Here is a 17088-nt window from a genome sequence, read left to right on the forward strand (position 1 = left end):
CTGGAAAAGTTTACGTTGTTTAGTAAAGATTGCAGGGTGTGATAAAGCCCACTGCATCGCGTAATACTAATTGGTGTAAAGATCGGGAAAATGAAACTTTGCCATCGCTAGCGTTAATGCAACTTCATAAACGCTCTGCCTGCTTGCATGGTTGTGGGTAAGTAGGCCAATGGCGCCTCCTTTTTGCTTGATATTGACGGTATTAAATAATTTATCCATTACCGTACCAAGCTCTTCACCACGTTGTAGCGCCTGATAAACACTGACAGGCAAAGGTAAACTTGCACTTCGCCCCACCGACCAATGTCCCTGATGGTAAATCGCCACATAAGCAAAGGTGGCTGGCCCATCTTCAAACACATCAACGCCCCCTTCGATTGCAACGTACCACGCATTTTGCTCACCACCGTCATGTAGTTCAAGCATGGCTTCTACTCGGTTAATAGCACCAAAACGTGTTTCATCTTCACTCATGGGTTGGCTTGGCACACCGCTGGGCACCGACATCGCTTCAGCACTAAAGTCTTGCTCAAGTGTATCGCATAATGTGTTGAGTGCTGCGTTCACCTTCACCGGGTTTTGCGATCCTACATAAAGCTGTGAGTTCATATGTTTCGCGGTCCTTATTTGCTAACAGGGTGAGCAAGAATGTCGTCAATCATGGGGCGATAGTCTCTTACTGCTGGAAAGGCGGTAATATTTCGATTTGGCAGCGTACTGTCGGGGTTATCTACTGCGAGCAAATAGCGGATCCCATAGGTTTGGGCTGATGCTAAAATAGGTAAAGAGTCATCGACAAAGAGTGTTCGGTTGCTATCAAACTTCACTCTAGCATTAAGTTTTTTCCACAATTCTTGCGATTCTTTGGTAACACCAAACTCATGTGTCGATATCAAATTATCAATATGCGCATCAAGTTGCGTATGCTCTATCTTTAACGCCAAGCTGTTGGGGTGCGCATTCGTCACCAAAACCACTTCTCTGCCAGATTCATGCAACGCCTTAAGAAACGGTATGGTATCGTCGCGCAGTGTTAGCAAGTGTGCTAACTCCCGCTTAAGCGGCATAAACTCTTGCTCTAAATCCATACTTAACGATTCAGCCCAATAGTCGAGGCAGTACCATTGAATCTGTCCAAAGACACGCTCGTAACGCGCTTCCATTTCCCGCTGGCTCTCTTGTTGTGAAATACCTCGTATCTCAGCTAAGCGTTTTGGTAAATGATGTAACCAAAACTGATTATCATAATGTAAGTCTAATAGGGTGCCATCCATATCAAGAAGCACGGTATCTATTTCATTCCAGGGCAGAAAGGGCAAGCGATTTTCCTTATAATGAAGTAAGCTAGTTACTGAAGGTATGATAACAAAGTTGTAGCGAGAGACATGCGAAAAATTGATCCTAATAAACCGTTGCCGCAAATTCATCATCGAGAGATCGTTGCTCAAAGTAAACTCTTTAGAGTTGAGAGCCTCGACCTTGAATTCTCCAACGGGGAGACACGTCAATTCGAACGCATGGCCGGCGGTAATCGCGGCGCAGTAATGATTGTACCAATGTATGACAAAGATACGTTGGTGTTAATTCGCGAATATGCTGCAGGCACACACTCTTATCAACTCGGTTTTCCAAAAGGCCTTATCGACCCGGGCGAAAGCGCCCTTGAAGCGGCAAACCGAGAGCTTAAAGAAGAAGCGGGTTTCGGTGCTAATTCACTATTAGAATTGCATAAAGTAAGTATGGCACCCACTTTTTTTAATGCCAACATGACCATTGTAATCGCTCAAGATCTTTACCCTGAAACGTTAGAAGGTGATGAACCAGAGCCCTTAGAAGTCATTCATTGGCCCCTTGCTGATGCTGATGCATTATTAGCGCGAGAAGACTTTATTGAAGCTCGCTGTATTGCCGCACTTTTACTCACTCAAAAGTGGATTAAGGAGCAGTAACCTATGCCCTCAAACACATATGATGATTTGCTAACCATAGCCAAAGACGCCGCTATTGAAGCGGGTGAAGCCGTATTAAAAGTCTATGACCAAGGCGATTTTGACGCTTATCAAAAAGAAGATGATTCTCCGGTAACCAGCGCAGATTATCTTGCTAATGACATCATCACAAATAGGCTAAGCACACTCACACCTGATATTCCCATCCTTTCTGAGGAAAATAAGCACGCCAGTTTGGAAGAACGTAAAGATTGGCCGCGCTATTGGCTAATCGACCCTATTGACGGCACACAAGAATTTATTGCCCGTAGCGGTGACTTTGCCGTTAATATTGCACTCATTGAGAACAACCAACCTGCCATTGGTGTTATTTTCTGGCCTCCTGGTCAATCGCTTTATTATGCGTCTAAAGGCAATGGCGCATACAAATCTACACCAGAAGGTGAAGAACGGCTGTCAGTTCGCAAACTTGATGACCCTGAAACCAGTGCCGTCATTATCGCTATTAGTCGGCGCCAATCGAGAGAAAAAGTACTCACTCGTATGTGTGATAAGCGTGTTTATCAAACGCTACCGCTTGGAAGCTGTTCATTAAAAGCGTGCTTTATTGCTGAGGGAAAAGCCGATGTATTTATGCGAATCGGCATAACCGGCGAATGGGATACCGGTGCATCACAATGCATTGTGTCGGAAGCAGGCGGAAGTATTGCAGCGGCAAACTTTGAGCCTCTTACCTATAACAAACGCCATTCACTTGAAAACCCAGACTTTGTTGTAATGGGCGATCAACGGGTAAAATGGCAAGACGTTATTCAATATAGCGACTTTGTAAACCCACATAAGCGATAAGCCGTACTAACACGTGCAAACTTGATGACGTGTTGCCCCCTTGTTCTTCTCAATTCAGGGGCAATATGCTTTGCCCACGATTCTAATAATTTTTAAAGGAGTAACCCCATGAAAACAGGTTTCAAGGCTCTATCGATTGCGTTACTTGCATGTGGTTTAGCATCACCTGCCATGGCGGATTGGAAAATGAGCAGTGACGATAGTGTGTTGCATTTCCTTTCTACTAAAAATGCACAGATTACCGAAGTACACAAATTCGAAGACTTTAGTGGCGCCCTCAGTGACAGCGGAAAACTTAACGTATGGGTCGATTTAACGTCGGTAAATACAAATATCGATATTCGAAATGAACGTATGCGAAGCATGTTATTTCTTGTAGAGAAATATGCGACCGCACAATTTGAAGCAATGCTGCCTGAATCCATGCTGGCACTTGACGTGGGCGACGTTAAATACGCTAAGGTAGACGGCGTGCTTTCTCTTCACGGTAAAGCCGTACCTACTGCCTTTTCGGTCCAAGTAAGTAAGGTCAGTGAAAATACGCTAAGTGTCTCGACGACGGCTCCCACATTAATTAAGGCCGATGCGTTTGGTCTGGCTGAGGGCGTAGCTGCACTGCAAAATATAGCAGGGCTGAAAAGCATTACTACGACAGTACCCGTCACTTTTTCAGTAACGTTTAAAAACTAAATCATTACGACATAAAAAAACCGCCAACGGCATACGCTATTGGCGGTTTTTTATTGCTATCTACAGCGTGACTTTCACACACTTCTCACCTATCCATTCCCGACGATAATAGGGCGCATAGGTAGGGGCTTCTCTGTTAATACTTGCTCTACCATCACCGTTTTATTGCTATTAGGTAACGTTGGCACCTTGGCAATGAAGTGTGAAATAGCGAAGTACTTCATGGATACTCGTAAACGCTTGAGGGCTTTGCATTCATTCATTTCTTGATCAATTAAAAATACACCTCGTTCACGCAATGCAATACCTGCCCCCTCGCTGCTTGTTAAACGAATAACCGGGGCAGCCAATACCATTCCCACTAACACGGGCAGCAACCACATAAAAAGCGACGGTGTAAAGTAGAAGGTGGTTGTTCCCCATACAATCGCTATACAGCTTAATAGTTGTGTATGCTTAATCGCGATACGCCACGGAACCTTTCGCCCCTCACGCTCCTGCGCTTCCCACTTAACACTGTGACCTACAAGTACACTTACCACGAAATAACTATGATAAAACATCATTAATGGCGCAATAAGCACGGCCATAAACAGCTCGGCAAGCGCGCCTTTTATCAACGCAGAAGCACCACCAAATTCAGCGCGCCGTTTCAGTAGCGCCAATATAATACCTAGCACTTTGGGTAAAAATAATAGCGCTGCCGTTCCCCACATGGTCACCATCATCATGTCCTGCCTTGCCACCTGCCATGTCGGAAACAGTTGGTATTCAGACACAAAAAAATCAGGCACTGATGTTGCTCTGATAAGCGCATCAGTTGTACCTAGCGCTAACATACAAAACAGAATCAATGATGAAATATAAGCAAATGCACCAAACAAAAAGTGGAGACGGTTAGCCACATTAAGCCCTTTTACATTTAGTAAACCTAAATGCTGAATGTTGCCCTGCACCCATCGACGGTCACGAATAGCATAATCGACTATGTTGCTCGGCACTTCTTCATAGCTTCCGGTAGTATCAGTCAGTAAATACGCTTTCCAACCAGCTCTGCGTAATAACGCTGCCTCAACAAAATCATGGCTTAAGATTTCACCACCAAAAGGCGCGCTTCCTTCCAATGTGGGTAACCCACAATGTTGTATGAACGGCTGAATACGAATAATCGCATTGTGTCCCCAATAATTAGCGCTATCGGTTTGCCAGAACGATAATCCTGTCGCTAGCATGGGGCTATATAAATGCGCGGCAAACTGCACAAAGCGCCCAAATACAGTATGTTGGCGTACCGGCATAGGAATAGTCTGCACCAACGCTGTGTCTGGGTTTTGCTCTATTCTAAGTGCAAGATCTTCCATTCGCTCACCCGTCATAACACTATCGGCATCAAGGACAATCATAGCTTCATAATTTGCCCCCCAACGCTCGCAAAAATCTTTAAGATTCCCGACTTTCCTATGATCGTTTTTTTCACGGCGGCGATAAAACACGTGCTTCGCATAGTTACCTAAACGGCGTGATAAGCGATTAAAAGCACGTAATTCATCTTCCGCTTTTACCTCATCACGTGTATCACTAAGCATATAAAAATCGAAACGGTCTGAATGTTTGCTTTCCATCAATTCGCGAATGCAAGCTTCAAAACCCACCATTATGCGACGGGTATCTTCATTGTATACAGGCATAACCACCGCATGGCGCTGTGATAATGTTTTCTGCTTTGTGGGGGCCGGCTGGCTTTTGGTCAGGCTTAACGGGTCAATATTAAACAGCTGTAAAAAGAACCCTATAATACCGGTCCAAAATGCCATGCATAGCCATGAGAATAAAGTAAGCCCTAGCCCTAACTGGGCTACTTCCAGCGCGGTAAGCCCATTAGGTAAAAAGATTTCATACAAGCTCCACCCAGCCAGTGCAATACTGGGTATGACTAACAATGCCATCATGAATAAGCGCATAAACTCTCCTTTGATAAGAGGTGACATAGTTGGATTAGGGGTCACAGCGTTAGTTGTCGTTGCGTGTGGCTGCTTACTCACTTTGATAGACATAATTCCATACCTCACTTACTCGTTTACCCTTTGCTTCTATGAAAGCCCGCATATCGACAGTGCTCCCTTCATTCGGCTTTACCATAAAAGTGCCTCTCCATTCGCTGCCCTCATCCACCGCGTAAACACGTATTTTAGATACCTCTGCATTGATGCCCTGCACAACAAACGTTAAGTCGTCGGGGTTAACGTCGAATTCGCTAGGCACTGAAAAATCAACGCTAAATTGGCGAGTGGTAGCTAAACTTTCGTCTTCAAACTCATCACCAGGCAATACCGCCTTCCCTTGTCGAGTTCGTAAAACAGTGGCAAGGTTACTATCAAACGCATACTGTTCTGCCGTGCTTAGCTGATAAGCAAAATAACGTGACTCTCCTGCTAAAAGTGGTGCATCAGGTATCCAGTAGGCCACTACATTGTCGTGTACTTCGGAACTGGTAGGTATTTCAACTACCTCTAAACGCCCCTGTTCGAAACCGGCCTTAGGGCTAACCCATAGGCTAGGGCGAAGATGATAGCTTGCCTCTGCATCAAGGTAGTTTTCCCAACGGCCATCTCGTTGAAACATGCCGAAGCCTTTGGGCGCACTGTCACTTAATGACGTAATTTGTAGACGATTAGGGTTAGTAAGCGGGCGCCAAATTTCCTCACCGGCATGTGTAACCATCAATACACCATCACTATCGTGTACTTCTGGGCGATAATCGTCGTGGTGCTTTTTACTATTTTCACCATAGAGAAACATACTAGTAAAAGGCGCGACGCCAAGCTTTTGTACGTCTTCACGAGCAAACAGCCATGATTGAACGTCAACCGTAGTATCGACACCAGGATGAATAACAAACCGATAGGCACCCGCTACCGATGGGCTTTCTAAACGGGCATAAACCGTAATAGGTTGATTTTCTTTAGGTTCAACAATCCAAAATTCGGTAAAGTGAGGAAACTCCTCGCCTTTGGGTAAGGCGGTATCGATAGCAAGCCCTCTTGCTGAAATACCATAAACTTGATGCTTGCCCACTAGCCTGAAATATGACGCCCCTAGAAATACGGCAAATTCATCTTTGTATTGGTTGTTTTTAATAGGGTAATGAACCCGAAACCCGGCATACCCAGTGTTGTTATCTGTCAAACCAGCAAGCGATGCTGCACTTCCTTCATAGCTAAACATGTCGCTATTAAAATTAAGGCGCTCTGGCTGATTATCTTCACTAATGGTATGCACTGTGATGGGGGTGTTATAAAGAAAACCTGGGTGAAAAAATTGAATTTCATAGTCGTTCTTATCTCGCCATAAACTCTTTTCTGGTTTAAAACGAATAGCGCGATATGTTTGATAATCTATCGCTTTCAGCGTTTTATTAAGGCCATGATCGTTTTCTTTGTACGTACCGTTTGCAGATTCACGTGCTGCATCAATAACAGCTTGTAGCACTGGTGAAGGCTGTCGGGGCTTATCAGTATCAACAACATTTTGTGCGTATACGTATTGCAGCGATGATGATAAAAACAAACTGGCTAAAGCAAAAAAGACCTGCGAACACACCTGTATCCTGCGCCGTGTATGACGTAAGCACTTTGGTAAAAAAGCCTTATTCATTTTCCCTCTCCTAAAATAATGGTGTGGCCATCGCATCGCTGCACTTCCGCTGGGCCTGCTTAATATGAAATGAAATAAAAAAACACTCGACGAGCTGTCGAAGTCAGCAGCATAGCTTCACCGTCTATTCAGCAAGAGGCGTTCCAAGGTTAGAAATCAATACCAATAAAAAGCTAACCCTATAAATATCAGTAATTTATATTAGTTTTAAACGTGGAAATGTTGAGCTGATTCAACAGACGCTAACCAGCACTTGGTATTAGAGGGGTAAAATGTCGGTTATTAGAGACACAAAGGTAGTTAACGGAATGCCTCGGTAAAGATTACAGGCTATGAAAACGTGTACAGCGCCTTACAAAAAACAATAAAAGCGATGAAAATCAATAATATGAAAATTAAATAACATTTGTTGAGTAAGTTGGCAGACGCATTGCAACCATCATGCTGAAAACACACGTTGACGTGTAAATAGATAGATTGGAACAAGGTTGACCTTAAGACCAACTTTCTAAGGAAGCAATACCACGCCCCGAACACTATTGTTCATAAGAACATAAGGGGCCTGTGATCAATAAGGAGTTATCACATGCGTAAAACAATCACACTTTTAGCTGTACTCACTGCTACCTCTTCTTTCTCTGTACTAGCAGATTCTCCAAACTGGCGTTATGTTGAAGGTGGCTATACTAAAATAGATTTCGACAATAATGAGTCTTTTGAGCCAGACGGTCTTACGGTGAATAGTAAGTATTTGTTAAACAACAACTGGTTTCTAAATGGCGAATACAGCTTCTTCGAAGAAGGCAATTTTGATTTCGACATGCTGACAGTCGGCGCAGGCTATCGTTTACCGGTAAATGCAACAACCGATGCTTATTTTGGCGCTAACTTAGAACGCGTAGATGGCGATGTTGAAGATGACACAGGCTACAGCATCAATGCTGGATTGCGTTCAATGATTACTGACCAAGTAGAGCTTGCTGGTGAAGTCGGTTACTACGACATTGATGAGGGTGAAGCAACAATTAAAGTTGGCGCCAATTATTACATCACACCACAGTGGGCCGTAGGCGCAAGCTACGAAATGATTGATGATCTAGATATTATGCAAGTCACTGCACGTTACGCGTTTTAAGCGTACTTGTTTTAGAACATACCAAATATAATGAAAAGCCGGGTTATACCAACCCGGCTTTTTTATGCCTGCTATTAGACTTCAGTAATCCCGCCTTAATAAAAACCGTTTTAACATGACAAAATCACGCTGAGTCATTGGCAGCATGCTTTACGAGTGCAGCAACAGCTTATAAATCTAGTTCTTTTGGATAATTGTATCGTTAAAGTGGTAACAGTAATCTGTATCGTGAAACCACGTTAACCAAAGTTCCGTAATCAGAAATTGGTATTCCGATTTCAGTACTTACTGGTTGTAAAGTAAGGACACAGCCATATTATGGCTAAACGCTTAAACACGCTATACGTTATATTTCTTTTTTGCTGCATTGTGCTTCCATGTAATGCTAAGCAAGTCACGCTGCTGCTTGCCGCTGACATGCCTGATATTTCAAGCCCGTTCGCTGGTCGATATGCCGAGCTTAAAAGCCTTCTTGACCAGCAAAGGGAAAAAACGCCACCTGTTTTCTTCGTTTTTGGAGGTGGCTCACTTGGCCCTAGCGCCATGGCATCATTTGACCGTGGCTCACACATTATCGATATCTTAAATTCGCTTGAACCCGATGTAATGACAGTCACTAAACGAGAGTTTAGTTACTTTGAAGACGAGCTATCACTTCGCGCGCTCGAAGCCGCATTTCCGTTTGTTGCCAGTAATGTTATTGATAAACGTTTCAACGCGCCACTTAACGAATTAGTCACCTCTGCCATTATAGAAAAACAAGGTGTTAAGTTAGGGGTTATATCGTTGCTTAATGAGCGCGTTATCAAAGAGTATTTATTACAACATGTCGCGCTACTCGACCCGTTAACTACGGCGAAAAACAGTGCACGGGAGCTAAAAGAGCAGGGCGCTGATATTGTATTGCTGCATTATTCTTACCCGTTTGACTTTGTTTCCTCGCTTCTTGATGAGAACGTTATTGATATTGCGGTAATGTCCGATAACCGTTTAAAAGAAAAAGCGCAAGGGTTCACGCCGCATAAAAGACAACTGGTACTCGATGACAGCGGTATCGCGGTAGTCGCCAATTTAACAATTGACAACAGCAACGTTGAACTTGAAAGCGTACAGTCTTATGACCTACCAAGCCTTCTTGCCTCGCCGTCAATTCAACTCCAAGCAAACAGCTATCAACTTCGCCTCGACCGGTTGTTAAATGAAAAAATCGGTGTGTGGAAAAACACGATCACCAGCGAACACGTTGTAGTGCGAAGTGAAGAGAATGAATTCGCGAACTTTATTACTGATAGTATGCGCACATACACAAAGAGCGATATTGCAATCATCAATGGAGGAAGCATCCGTGGAAACAAACGCTATAAACTTAATTCCGCCATCACACGACGAGATGTTGCGACAGAGCTCCCTTTCAGATCATCCCTTGTTAGAATATCGCTAACAGGAAAACAGCTATTACAAGGTATCGAAAACGGGCTATCTCAGGTTGAGCTTCTAAAAGGTGCATTCCCTCACTTTTCTGGCATGAACGTTACCTTCGACGTTACCCAGCCGGCAGGAAGGCGAGTTACAAACGTTAATATTAACGGCCAACCGCTAGACCCGAATAAAGAATACAGTGTAGCGACGACTGACTATTTAGTGCGCGGCGGCGACGGTTACACAAGCTTTCAGCACGGTAAAGCAGATGACGGTGAAAGTCGCACCAACTTATTAATATCTGACTTAGTCACACAAAATATTCGTTTACTTGGTGGCGTATCAAACACACTTGAAAACCGTATAAGACGAATACAGAGCCAATAATTGTGAAGGTAATAGCAAAACGCACGTCGATACTTTATTTTACCTACCTGCAACTGGCTATTTTGGCACTGTTTGCGTTTGTCACTATTTTTATTTTGACGCGATTAGCCGATGTACAGCAATCACTTGAACGCTTAACTGTAGATACGATCCCGGTGGTTGTTGAAGGTGCGACGATTAACCAAAGTGTGGAACGTTTACTTTTTCTCACTGTTGGCTTATCGAATGCGACGAATGAGCCAACAAGGCGTATTGTGAGCAAACAACTACACGATACATTCACTTCGCTAAGCAAGTCGTTCAACGCAAAAGAAAGCTTTCTTTCAACCCAGATAACCTCCCTCAAGCAGGAGCTAAAAGAACTAGAGGCGTTAGTCGATCAGCGTCTTAAAATCCAAAATAATCTTAGTGAAAATAAAACGTCATTTTTTTCTTTTGTACAGCAGCTCTATAATTCATCGCAAAACACCACGGAGACAGCGCTTCTTGCGAGCATCTCCTTATCGGCTGTAAAGCTCGATCAATATGACAGTATTTATCAACTCAGAAGCACCGAGCAAGTTCTGCGTGAAACGTTTGAGTGGCTGCAAAAACTATCGCTTTCAGAAAATAGAAAGCAAGATATCAATACGCTTTTCACTATGCTGATGGGTGACAATGGAATTATCAATCAGCAGATAGAATCGCTGCGCATATCAGGCAGAACCATTGGTAGAGGAAACTTTGTAAAGAATTTAGTGAATGATGTTGCCAACAATTTAAGCCTTCAATTAACATCGCGCTATGAAACAGCACTGCGTGATGCTGAAAGCACCGAAGCCCGTATTGCAGACCAATTCCAAACTGCGCTTATCGCAGGGGCAGTCACCTTCCTGTTAACGCTACTCATGATTTATCTCCTGCATACCCGCATTGTTCATCGTCTTATAAAGCTCAACAAACAGGTTGATCACGCTGCAAACCCTGATAATTATGATGATGTGAGCGAAGTGAGTATTGATGGCAAAGATGAAATTGCTGACCTTGCCGATACCTTCTCTATCTATATTGATAAGGTAAGAGAACAAGAAAACGCATTGGTTAGCATGTCATTAACTGACCCGCTGACAGGTGCGCCTAATCGACGCGCTTTCGATCAAAAAATTAGTGCTGAAATTGCCAGTGCATCGCGACAAAACTGGCCTTTAACCCTGTTGCTTATCGACATAGATTTTTTTAAGAAATACAACGACTATTACGGACACGCCAAAGGCGATACGTGTTTAACCCTTGTCGCCAAAACATTAGGCGAAACAATTACTCGAAGTACAGACTTATTTGCCCGATTTGGTGGAGAAGAGTTTGCATGTGTCCTTCCCAACACCGATAGCGCTGGCGCAAGAACAAAGGCAGAGCAACTAGTGAAAGCCGTTGCGTCTCTGCAAATACCACATAGAAACAATACCGAATTCGGTTATGTAACGATAAGCATTGGCGTAGCCTCGTTTAGCTACAGCAGACATAAAATATGGAGCTATGACCGAATAATAGAGCAAACTGACATTGCGCTTTACAAAGCAAAAGACGCTGGCAGAAATTGTTTTAGGCATGTCGAAGTCGAAGGAGACTAATCGCTAAACGAGCCCCTTCGAAACCGTCTTTACTGGTAGCTATTCACCATGCTCATCGTCAGAGACTATGTCTTCCCGACGCTTTATGTCTACGCTTTCATGAAGTTCTGAGTAGACTAATACTGCCTCTTTGCTTTTAAGCGACACAAGTACTTGGTTTACTTTTTCTTCTAAACTTGCCTCTACTTCACCGTAGTCAGTCCCCTCGCGCAAAACAAATGACTCAGCAAGACTATAGAGCGTTTCGGGGGCAAGTTCGCTAATGGGTATGATCATAAAGTTCCACTGTACGTTGTGTCTGAGTTTATTGGCAGCACGTCGCTAACAAAGCGCGTTACACGGTCGTGAAGCCAAACCGTTGGGTTGAGTATATTACCTTGCATAAAACCAACATGACCACCACTCTCGCTCAGTTCAAGCGTTACGTTGCGCGCAAGTTCATCTTCTTTCGGCACAATAAGATGGTTCATAAACGGGTCATCAATGCTATGTAACACCAGTGTTTTACAGTGAATCGCACTTAAAAAATGATAAGCACTGCACTTTTCGTAGTAATCCTGAGCGTCTGCAAAACCATGAAGCGGTGCTGTAATCTTCTCATCAAATTGCATAAAATTAGTAATGCCGTCTACATCATCGCTACTTAGTTGAATAAGCTTTCGATAGTCGATAAACGCCATCTTCTTTTTCAGTGTGCTTTTCATGCTGTTGAGCAGGTATTTTTGATACACCCTTGAAAAACCCTGATTGATAGACTTAGCGCATTCAGCTAATTTAAGCGGAGATGAAATAGCCACAGCCGCATTCAACCACTTCTGTGCAGGATGTTCGCCCAACAGCTTAAGAAGCATATTCCCGCCTAGCGAAAACCCTATCCCCACCTTAGGTATGCGGGGAAATTTAGTGTTGAGCCATTCTAAGAAAAAGCGAGGGTCTTCTGTCTCGCCAGAATGATAAGCCCGCGCTTTTAAATTTGGCACACCACTACAGCCTCGGTAGTGCATCATAACAACCTGCCAACCATTCACAGATAACTGCGCCATCATGTCATTGGCATAGTGAGAGCGAATGCTCCCCTCAAGCCCGTGAAACAACACCACCACACCTGATGTTTCAGAAGGTTTAGGCCCCCACGCCACATCGACAAAGTCATCATCGGGTAATGTTAACCTTTCCATGGTGTAATCTAGCGGTAAGCGTTTTTGGATAAAACGAGGCCATATGGTTTGCATGTGCCGGTTTTTAGCCCAACGGGGCACGCGAAAACTACTTTTTAAAATTTTTCCATGCGATAACGCAGATTTACTCATAGCTTATTCTTGTTCTTTTACGATTATTGATTAACGAGACGACTAAGCAGCTGACGGGCGGGAACGCTTTCTCTAAGGCCATACGCATTAATAAACGATGCAATCGAAGCATTTAGCACGCCACTCCCTGATAGTGATGCGCCGCTGGGCAAGGTAGCAACGTCGAGCGAAGTAAACGCATCAATGATATCAGCCTGCTGCTGCTTTTCTAATACTAGCTCTTCTTGTTTAAGTGTTTCGTATAGCGCTACATCGCCGCCTTTGTCTGGGTGAGCGGCTTTGCGTTTTTCTCTGTGCGCGATAAGGCTCGCGTCTTTTCTATTTGCGGCGTCAATCACCTTATTAAGCTGCATTAAGTTAATCACAACGTTATTGTCTAAACACCAGCACATCAACATAAGCACATTGACATTGACCCCATGGTTGTCCTGCAACACAAGAGCGATAGGCGCAGTGTCGCCTAAACCATAACGAGAAACAGAATACTGCCAAAAAGAAGCACAATCTACACTAGGCATTGTCGTATTCCTCTCGCTCTTTCTCTATCTGCTCTTGCGCGTCAAGCCATGCCATTTCTTCTTCCTCTAGCTTCTGAGTTAATGAGGCCTGTTCCTCTAACAGCTGCATAAGCTCCGACTTTCTATCGTCGCTATATAACCCCGTATCTGCAAGCGTGTTCTCAAGTACTGCCAATGACGAAGAGCACTTTTCCATTGCCTTCTCATGCTTCTCAATCGCTTTTTTAAGTGGCGCGACTTTTTGCCTAAACTCAGCCGCACGGCGCTTTTCTTCTTTTTTATCTACCTTGCGTTCGGGCTTGCTTTCAGACGGTTGACTTTCCTCTTTGGCCTCGCTATTCGCTCGCGCCTTTTCAGCGGCTTGTTGCTTTAAAATCCAGTCACGATAGTCATCAAGGTCGCCGCTAAATGGCTCAACCGCGCCACTATCTACCAAATAAAAGTCTTCACACACCGACGAGAGTAAAAACCTATCATGCGATACCAATACCATCGCCCCCTCAAACCCCTGAAGGGCAATATTAAGAGCGTGACGCATTTCTAAATCTAAATGGTTGGTTGGCTCATCAAGCAACAATAAATTGGGCTTTTGATAAACAATAAGCGCCAACACTAAACGCGCTTTTTCTCCACCAGACATTGGCGCAACCAGAGAAAGTGCTTCATCGCCATTAAAGCCAAACCCACCAAGATAATCGCGCAATTGCTGCTCTGTCGCCTTTTCGTCTAGGCGCTGTAAATGCAGTATTGGTGTAGCATTGGCATCAAGCGTTTCTAATTGATGCTGCGCAAAGTAGCCAATTTTTAATCCTTTCGCGGTATTGAAGATACCTTGCTTCGGGTCATGTACACCTGCAAGCAATTTAATCAGCGTTGACTTACCTTGCCCGTTTCGTCCCAGTAGACCTATACGACTACCCGGTACTAAATTTAATTTTACCTGCTGTAATACAATACGTTCATCGTACCCAAGTTGAACCTTTTCCATTTGCACCAACGGGTTAGGCAGGGCAACAGGCGGCGCAAAAGCAAAGCTAAACGGGCTTGCCATATGCGCTGGCATTAACGTTTCCATTTTCTCTAACTGCTTAATACGGCTTTGTGCTTGCTTTGCCTTACTGGCTTTAGCCTTAAATCGCGTAATAAATGAATTAAGGTGAGCCACTTTTTGTTGCTGTTTATCATACTCAATATTTTGAAGACGAATGCGTTCGGCTCGCTGCGTTTCATATGCCGAGTAGTTACCCGTATAGGTCACTAATTTTTGATGCTCAACGCTCACGATTTGCGCCACGGTGTTATCAATGAATGCTTTGTCATGCGATATTAAAAGCAGCGTTCCGTCGTAGCGTTGAAGCCACTTTTCTAACCAAATTACCGCATCTAAATCTAAGTGGTTGGTGGGTTCGTCTAGCAACAGTAAATCAGAGGGGCATAATAACGCCTGGGCAAGGTTCAGGCGCATACGCCATCCCCCTGAAAAATCACTGACCGGTGATGATAGCTGCGTATTGGTGAACCCGAGCCCTGACAATATCGTAGCGGCGCGAGATTCAACATCATAAGCGCCAGCTTGGTCTAGTTGACCATGAATCTGTCCTATTGCAACCCCGTCTTCTTGCTGTTCTGCAGTGGCTAATTGCTGTTGCAGGTGACGCAAGTGCTTATCGCCATCAATCACATATTCAATCGCGGTTCTGTCAGTCGCGGGCGTTTCTTGCGCAACACTTACAATGCGCCAATCAGACGGTAAAGTGCAGTCCCCCGCATCGACGCTAAGCTCTTTACGCAATAGGGCAAACAGGCTCGACTTACCGCAGCCATTACTGCCTATTAGCGCTACTTTATGGCCAGGAAATACTTGAGCGGATGCTTCTTCAAGTAACACCTTTCTGCCACGCAGTAACGATACGTTAGAAAGCTTAATCATAAGTAACCTATATGGAATGACACAGGGCGCGTATGATATCAAAAACTTCAGGCAAAAGCTGATCAACGAACGGGTTTTAACGGTATAATAGAAGCGTATTTAATAAAGGTGTATGTATGTCAAAACGTGTTAAACGCCGCTTTGTTGCTGGCGCAACTTGCCCTGAGTGCAAAGAGCTAGACACCATTTCGTTGTATTTCGAAAATAACGTAGAAAAGTTAGAGTGTGTCGCATGCGGCCATAATGAAGCGCAGACCGATGAAAAAGTGAGCGAAGCAACCCGTGCGAACGAAAATGTGATAGGCATTTTTAAGCCTCACTAATGGGAAGGTTTTACATAGCCGGCTACGAATTACAGGTTATCTTTTCGGTAAGGCACTTTTAGGTCATGACCTTATGCGTGCGCCACGCCGCTTGAGTACCCATCTCGCGATGAAACCACAACAACAACTACACTGGGCACAGTTTTTGTAAGTACTCCCCTAAAGGAGTGCAATATGAAAACGGTTCAACGACGTCTCTACTATGTTTTATTGGTGTTTTTACTTGTGTTGGTCGCCATTCGACTTGCACTGCCTTACGCCGCGGCATGGTACATCAACAATACCTTGAGTAAGCCCGGTCAGTATAATGGCCAAGTAGGTGATGTAGACCTTATGCTGTGGCGAGGTGCCTATAGCCTTGAGGATGTATTGTTATACAAATCTAACGGTGAAGTCGACAGGCCCCTATTTAAAGCGGATTACGTTGAGTTTACGCTGTCTTGGTCTCAGCTTTTAGAGGGCGCTGCGGTTGGTCGCATTGTGGTTAACTCTCCAGAGATAAATTTTGTTGATGGTTCAACGGATGAAAAAAGCCAGTCTGGGAAAAACGAAAACTGGCTCTCTATTGCCGATCAACTCTTTCCTCTTCGTATAGATAAACTAAATATTAATAACGGAAAAATTGCATTCTACAATCCTGACACGTCGCCAGTTATCGATATATCTCTTAACGATATTCAGTTAGAACTTAAAAACTTGGTGAACAGCACCGCACGCTCGGATACCCGTGTTGCCACCGCTGATGCAACAGGACAAACCGCAGAGCAGGGTAAAATTACGCTAAGTGCAAAGTTAAATCCTGCGACAAAGAAGCCTACATTCGATATTGATGTGCGTGCAGACAATGTGGCACTGGTTAATTTTAAAAACACGTTAGACACCTACGCGCCTTTTGATTTAGAAGCCGGTACGTTAACACTCGCTGCCGAAATTGCGTCTAATGAGGGTGAGGTTAAAGGCTATATAAAGCCTATTTTGCATAACGTCGAGGTGTTCTCATGGAAAGGCGATATCGAGCGTGATGGCGATGGTTTTATAGAAGGGAGTGTAGAGGCGCTATCTGCCGTCGTCGCTGAACTCTTTGAAAACCAGAGTGAAGACCAAATTGCGACACGCATTCCCATAGAAGGAAATATCTCACGCTTAGATACCCAAACGTGGGAGGCGTTTACTGCTATTTTGGAAAACGCCTTTGTTCAAGCATTCAAAGGCGACGTGGAAGAAAGTATTGAGCTTGAGCGCTTAAATGTCGATAAGCCCAGTAAGGAAAAACCGAATGCAGATACATCACCCTAAAATCGGTTAGTCAGCGCA

At 44.2% G+C, this 17088-nt stretch carries 16 protein-coding genes; 8 read left to right on the top strand and 8 right to left on the bottom strand.

Annotated features, from left to right (window positions below; translation table 11 throughout):
• Positions 1-66 precede the first annotated feature (66 nt).
• Together yjjX and yrfG are read right to left on the bottom strand one after the other, a co-directional pair.
• The gene (yjjX, locus tag ACOJRU_RS16920; RefSeq protein ID WP_421132889.1) at positions 67-609 is read right to left on the bottom strand and encodes an inosine/xanthosine triphosphatase; all 543 of its coding nucleotides are present in this window, start codon (positions 607-609) and stop codon (positions 67-69) included.
• Between the two features lie 14 nt (positions 610-623).
• Positions 624-1319: a GMP/IMP nucleotidase gene (gene yrfG, locus ACOJRU_RS16925; protein WP_421132890.1), complete on the bottom strand. Its 696-nt coding sequence runs from the start codon at positions 1317-1319 to the stop codon at positions 624-626.
• 66 nt (positions 1320-1385) lie between these two features.
• On the opposite strand from yrfG, the gene nudE reads away from it, so the two are divergent.
• The 3 genes from nudE to ACOJRU_RS16940 all read left to right on the top strand — a co-directional run bounded on the left by nudE (position 1386) and on the right by ACOJRU_RS16940 (position 3488).
• Positions 1386-1949 carry an ADP compounds hydrolase NudE gene (gene nudE, locus ACOJRU_RS16930; RefSeq protein ID WP_421132891.1) on the top strand — a complete coding sequence of 188 codons (564 nt, stop codon included), beginning with the start codon at positions 1386-1388 and terminating at the stop codon, positions 1947-1949.
• A 3-nt stretch (positions 1950-1952) separates the two neighbouring features.
• The gene (cysQ, locus tag ACOJRU_RS16935) at positions 1953-2798 is read left to right on the top strand and encodes a 3'(2'),5'-bisphosphate nucleotidase CysQ (protein WP_421132892.1); all 846 of its coding nucleotides are present in this window, start codon (positions 1953-1955) and stop codon (positions 2796-2798) included.
• A gap of 108 nt (positions 2799-2906) precedes the next feature.
• A complete protein-coding gene (locus tag ACOJRU_RS16940; protein WP_421132893.1) occupies positions 2907-3488 on the top strand; it encodes a YceI family protein in 582 nt (193 codons plus the stop codon).
• Between the two features lie 89 nt (positions 3489-3577).
• Here the strand turns inward: ACOJRU_RS16940 and mdoH are convergent, their stop codons facing one another.
• Positions 3578-5542: a glucans biosynthesis glucosyltransferase MdoH gene (mdoH, locus tag ACOJRU_RS16945; protein WP_421132894.1), complete on the bottom strand. Its 1965-nt coding sequence runs from the start codon at positions 5540-5542 to the stop codon at positions 3578-3580.
• Complete coding sequence (locus ACOJRU_RS16950; protein ID WP_421132895.1) at positions 5523-7142, bottom strand: glucan biosynthesis protein; 1620 nt, start codon at positions 7140-7142, stop codon at positions 5523-5525. The genes mdoH and ACOJRU_RS16950 overlap by 20 nt, the downstream gene beginning before the upstream one ends.
• Positions 7143-7728: 586 nt before the next feature.
• Between ACOJRU_RS16950 and ACOJRU_RS16955 the strand changes: the two genes are divergently transcribed.
• The 3 genes from ACOJRU_RS16955 to ACOJRU_RS16965 all read left to right on the top strand — a co-directional run bounded on the left by ACOJRU_RS16955 (position 7729) and on the right by ACOJRU_RS16965 (position 11693).
• On the top strand, positions 7729-8277 hold the full coding sequence (locus ACOJRU_RS16955) for an outer membrane beta-barrel protein (RefSeq protein ID WP_421132896.1): 549 nt from the start codon (positions 7729-7731) through the stop codon (positions 8275-8277).
• Between the two features lie 318 nt (positions 8278-8595).
• On the top strand, positions 8596-10083 hold the full coding sequence (locus ACOJRU_RS16960) for a bifunctional metallophosphatase/5'-nucleotidase (protein WP_421132897.1): 1488 nt from the start codon (positions 8596-8598) through the stop codon (positions 10081-10083).
• Between the two features lie 2 nt (positions 10084-10085).
• Entirely contained in the window at positions 10086-11693 is a 1608-nt protein-coding gene (locus ACOJRU_RS16965) for a diguanylate cyclase (RefSeq protein WP_421132898.1), read from the top strand.
• A gap of 39 nt (positions 11694-11732) precedes the next feature.
• On the opposite strand, the gene ACOJRU_RS16970 is transcribed toward ACOJRU_RS16965, so the two are convergent.
• Genes ACOJRU_RS16970 through ACOJRU_RS16985 form a run of 4 tightly spaced genes read right to left on the bottom strand, consistent with a single transcriptional unit; the run spans position 11733 to position 15451 of the window.
• The gene (locus ACOJRU_RS16970) at positions 11733-11969 is read right to left on the bottom strand and encodes a YheU family protein (RefSeq protein WP_421132899.1); all 237 of its coding nucleotides are present in this window, start codon (positions 11967-11969) and stop codon (positions 11733-11735) included.
• Entirely contained in the window at positions 11966-13003 is a 1038-nt protein-coding gene (locus tag ACOJRU_RS16975) for a hydrolase (RefSeq protein ID WP_421132900.1), read from the bottom strand. The genes ACOJRU_RS16970 and ACOJRU_RS16975 overlap by 4 nt, the downstream gene beginning before the upstream one ends.
• Before the next feature lie 23 nt (positions 13004-13026).
• On the bottom strand, positions 13027-13521 hold the full coding sequence (locus ACOJRU_RS16980) for a TIGR02444 family protein (protein WP_421132901.1): 495 nt from the start codon (positions 13519-13521) through the stop codon (positions 13027-13029).
• Positions 13514-15451 (bottom strand): ATP-binding cassette domain-containing protein, encoded by a 1938-nt coding sequence (locus ACOJRU_RS16985; RefSeq protein WP_421132902.1) that lies wholly within the window; start codon positions 15449-15451, stop codon positions 13514-13516. Before ACOJRU_RS16985 ends, ACOJRU_RS16980 begins: the two co-directional genes overlap by 8 nt.
• A 116-nt stretch (positions 15452-15567) precedes the next feature.
• Here ACOJRU_RS16985 and ACOJRU_RS16990 point away from each other — a divergent pair, with 116 nt between their 5' ends.
• Positions 15568-15774: a YheV family putative zinc ribbon protein gene (locus ACOJRU_RS16990; protein ID WP_421132903.1), complete on the top strand. Its 207-nt coding sequence runs from the start codon at positions 15568-15570 to the stop codon at positions 15772-15774.
• A 174-nt stretch (positions 15775-15948) separates the two neighbouring features.
• On the top strand, positions 15949-17070 hold the full coding sequence (locus ACOJRU_RS16995) for a DUF748 domain-containing protein (RefSeq protein WP_421132904.1): 1122 nt from the start codon (positions 15949-15951) through the stop codon (positions 17068-17070).
• Positions 17071-17088: the final 18 nt, after the last annotated feature.

The sequence above is a fragment of the Alteromonas algae genome, assembly GCF_049117195.1.
Taxonomy (GTDB): domain Bacteria; phylum Pseudomonadota; class Gammaproteobacteria; order Enterobacterales; family Alteromonadaceae; genus Alteromonas.